Origin of the sequence: Streptococcus sp. HMSC057G03, assembly GCF_001808745.1 — a bacterium.
Classification (GTDB): domain Bacteria; phylum Bacillota; class Bacilli; order Lactobacillales; family Streptococcaceae; genus Streptococcus; species Streptococcus parasanguinis_Z.
Map to the genome: position 1 here is coordinate 1 of NZ_KV794420.1, position 3,772 is coordinate 3,772.

The window sequence follows — 3,772 nt, forward strand, 5'->3', positions numbered from 1 at the left end:
GGAATAACGGGAACTTCCATTCTTAAACCAGGTGCCAAGAATGTATTGCTCGGCAACCTTCTTACTTTGCTTTTTCAACCAAGTGCGGTCTTTGCCGTAGGTGGCAAGTTGATCAAGAAGTTGCTGGTCTTTGTATGTAGTACCTTTTCTAGAAAAGAATAAGCCGGTCTGTCTAAAGATTTTATTCTTAGAATCATAGGTAAATCCAAAACCAACCGTAACATCCTTATCCAAATCAACTTCATATCGAAATGTCCAATCAGTTGAATCACGAAACATCAAGACTGAAAGTCGCTCATCACCGCCAACAATTCCTTTGGAATAGGGGTAAATTTGAAATCCTTCATCTTCTTTCCAGATGCGATCACTACCGATTGTCTCTGTAAACGGCTTAAACATCACATAGCGCATGAATCCACCATTTTCGGAGTAGTTGATCTCTTCCATAGGGCTTTTTAGGCTCAGGTAGATTCCTACCCAATAAAGAGCTAAAATCAAGAAGGGGCTGAGCCAGAGGAATAGTCTATGTTTCTGCTTCATTAGTTACCTCCTTCGTATTGCATTTCTTCTTTTTCTAAACTTCTAATGAACTGATATGATGAATTGTAATTTTCTTTCAGATATTCCATTGATTGTTCTTCTGATGGTGTCTCATAAATAGTTCCTGCATTTGAAACAGACCTTACTTTTTCTGAGATACTATCTGGAACTAAACTAGCAAAAATAGTTGATTTAACTTCTTTCAAATCAACATTTTGTTTAAACTCCTTCTCACGCAACTTTGGAGAGCTTTGTAGATCACTCATGTAGCTATTCATTGCTTGCGTATAAGATTGAGATTTCGAGCTCATACGTTTTACAATATTGACAGAATCTAAGTCAGCAATATAGTCATCTGTTCCAATACTTGGTTCCATATCGCTCGCATTTCTGGTTGTATCACCTTCCCAGCCAGATAAGTCTTTAACATTTTCTCTTCCACAACCATAAATATCAGCTAAAACAAACCTTCTAGGACTAACATGTGTAGCCATTGTAATCGACTGATGAGTATAATCTGCTTTTCGATACATATTTTTTGCTGTTTCTTGTATTTCTTTAGATGAAATATTTCTGTTATTTTTTTTATAGTTTTGTTCAACATTATTAGCATATTCTTTCAATGTCTCATCATTATAACTATTAATAGGTAAATCTGTCCCCGATATAGCATGCTGGAAGTATAGCATAGAGTATAGATGTTTTGACTCCTCTTTACTTAATCCTAGTTCATTCATAATTTCGTCAAAACTCTTCTCCATATGAATCCCTCTATCAACTGCTAGACCCTCATCGTAAAAATAATCTTTTAAAGAGCCTGCCGTCTCATCCCACTTAAATCCAGTATATGAAACACTTCCAAGAACTCTAAGTAGTATATAATCTTTTTCATCTTGAGACTTATCTGGAAATTTTTTATCAATGCCATCTCTGACTTTTATGATTTCCCTTGCTGTTTTCTCGTTAAATCCATATTGCTTCATCAAGTTCTGTGCAAACATAGCATCTTCTGGTGATAGATCTTGTAAACTTGGTGATTCATTCACTATTTTCTGAGCATTCATTTTCTTCAACCAAGTCATATCTAGACCATCTGTATTATAATTTCCATTGGCATCAACAGTCACTTGACTTAACTGACTTGCTCCTTGAATAGCAAGCTTTAAAACAGTTAAACTATCGGAGAAAAATGATGCCACCTGTGATACAAACAATTCCAACGCATCAATTTTCTTTGTCACACTTTGAATTTCTGACTCTAGATTATTTTTGGATTCAGTCAATTGACGAGAAGTCTCACGATGGGCATCGTAATTAAAAGTAATATGATCTTTTAATTGATTAAAAAAACTCTCATGCTCAGCAATCTGTTCATTAACAACTGTTAACATGTCTTCTTTACTTTTTTTGAGAGCTTTTAATTCTTCTAAATCAAGATTTCCATATTGAGATACAGGTTCATTTGCTGTTTTATATGAATTCAACTCTATTTGAATATCATCCACTGCTTCCTTAATTTTCGAAATTGCAGGGATAATAATATCAGTAAAAAGCCCTTTACCAGCAGTATATGCGGCTCCCTGTAATTTACCTGAATCCAAAGAACTTACCAAATAAGTGCAGCCACTGGATAATCTTTCTGTAATTTCATTTGCGACTGCTATATTGTTTGTCAGTGCATCAATTAATGCACTAGATTCTGCAGAACTATATTTCACTCCCAAGGCAATTGATTCCTTTCTGATATTAATTTATCTCTTTGTTCATCCGTATTTCGACGGAACGATTGACTCAATTTTTCTATATCATCAAAATGAATTTGGACATATTCTGCCATTTGATGACGCAATTCTTGATTGCTTTCTAAACCCTTAATTCTGTATGAGGATGACATATCTGAGGATGACAGTATAGAATCAACATCAAAAGATAATTGTTCAAATCGTTCAGCTAACTGAACTACTCTATCTTCATGTCCTTTCTGTAATAATTTAAAATCGTCCTCTTTTTCTTCAAGTTCTATAATTTTTCGTGTCAAAGCAGAGCGTTCTTTTTCGCTCTTGTCTATTATTTTTTTTAATGGTTCCATCTTTGCGATTCCTCTATATCTCTCTTTTCAATTACAGTAGCAATTTGAGGGAACTTGTTAGCTTGAATTAGAACTGCTTGACTAAATTCGCTAATAGCCTGAAGAACTGAATTTGTTACCTCCTTACCATTTTCCATTCCTGTAATTTCTTGAGTGTAAGAAAATGAAACTTGCTGATTTTGTGCACTACTGGTATCAACTGAAACCAGCTCACTAATTGCATCTGCAGCTGAAATAGCATTTGATTGTATTAAGGCCATCTAATTCCTCCAAATAGTTTTTTATTAAGAGATCACTCTTAGTTTTCCATTAAGTTAGAAGTATTATAACATCCTTTTATAATTAAAAAAAGCTTAGTTAGTAGTATCTAGGCCTTATGGTAACTGTTTCCCATTTTTATTTATTTCTGCGAAAAAATCCCACACCTGAAAAAGATGCGGGATAATAATTGTTAGAAGAGACTTTTACTTCTCTTCTAATACTTCATTGTACTCGATTTTCATATCCCCCAAGTTTTTCAGGGAATAACGGGAACTTCCATTTTTGAACCAGGTACCAAGGATGTATTGCTCAGCGACTTTCTTGCTTTGCTTCTTCAACCAAGTGCGGTCTTTGCCGTAGGTAGAAAGTTTCTGTAGAAAATCACTGCCTTCAACTGTTTGATCATCCGCATAAAGATATGCTTCTTCTTGGATCAATGCTCTTTTTTTAGAATTGTATTTGAACATCAGACGAACCGATACATTTTCTTTTAACTGATATTTATACCTATAAACCCATTCCGAGCTGTCTCGAAACATCATGACGGATAGATCTTCTTGTCCCCCAACAATTTCACCTGAATAGGGATACATTTGGAATCCTTCATCTTCTTTCCAGATACCATCTTTTCCTATCGTTTCTGTATAGGGCTTAAACATCACATAGCGCATCAATCCACCATTTTCAGAGTAGTTAATTTCTTCCATGGGGTTCTTCAAGCTCAGGTAGATTCCCAACCAATAAAGTGCAAAAAGTAGGATGGGTGTGAACCAGAGAGTAATTTTTAGACGTATTTTCATTGATTTCTCATTGTTCTTCTATCAATTTATTGTACTCGATTTTCATATCACCCAAGTTTTTCAGGGAATAACGGGAACTTCC

5 protein-coding genes are annotated in these 3,772 nt (G+C 34.9%); all 5 read right to left on the minus strand.

Annotation, left to right across the window (positions count from 1 at the left end):
• On the minus strand, positions 1-540 hold a 540-nt coding region (locus HMPREF2686_RS10315; RefSeq protein WP_070449167.1), incomplete at its 3' end, for a TipC family immunity protein.
• Complete coding sequence (locus HMPREF2686_RS02995; protein ID WP_239681888.1) at positions 540-2,258, minus strand: hypothetical protein; 1,719 nt, start codon at positions 2,256-2,258, stop codon at positions 540-542. The genes HMPREF2686_RS02995 and HMPREF2686_RS10315, both read right to left, overlap by 1 nt.
• Entirely contained in the window at positions 2,255-2,629 is a 375-nt protein-coding gene (locus tag HMPREF2686_RS03000) for a hypothetical protein (RefSeq protein ID WP_049475304.1), read from the minus strand. Before HMPREF2686_RS03000 ends, HMPREF2686_RS02995 begins: the two co-directional genes overlap by 4 nt.
• The gene (locus tag HMPREF2686_RS03005; protein WP_049475305.1) at positions 2,617-2,889 is read right to left on the minus strand and encodes a hypothetical protein; all 273 of its coding nucleotides are present in this window, start codon (positions 2,887-2,889) and stop codon (positions 2,617-2,619) included. The genes HMPREF2686_RS03000 and HMPREF2686_RS03005 overlap by 13 nt, the downstream gene beginning before the upstream one ends.
• A gap of 204 nt (positions 2,890-3,093) precedes the next feature.
• Complete coding sequence (locus HMPREF2686_RS03010; RefSeq protein ID WP_070449169.1) at positions 3,094-3,690, minus strand: TipC family immunity protein; 597 nt, start codon at positions 3,688-3,690, stop codon at positions 3,094-3,096.
• Between the last annotated feature and the right edge of the window lie 82 nt (positions 3,691-3,772).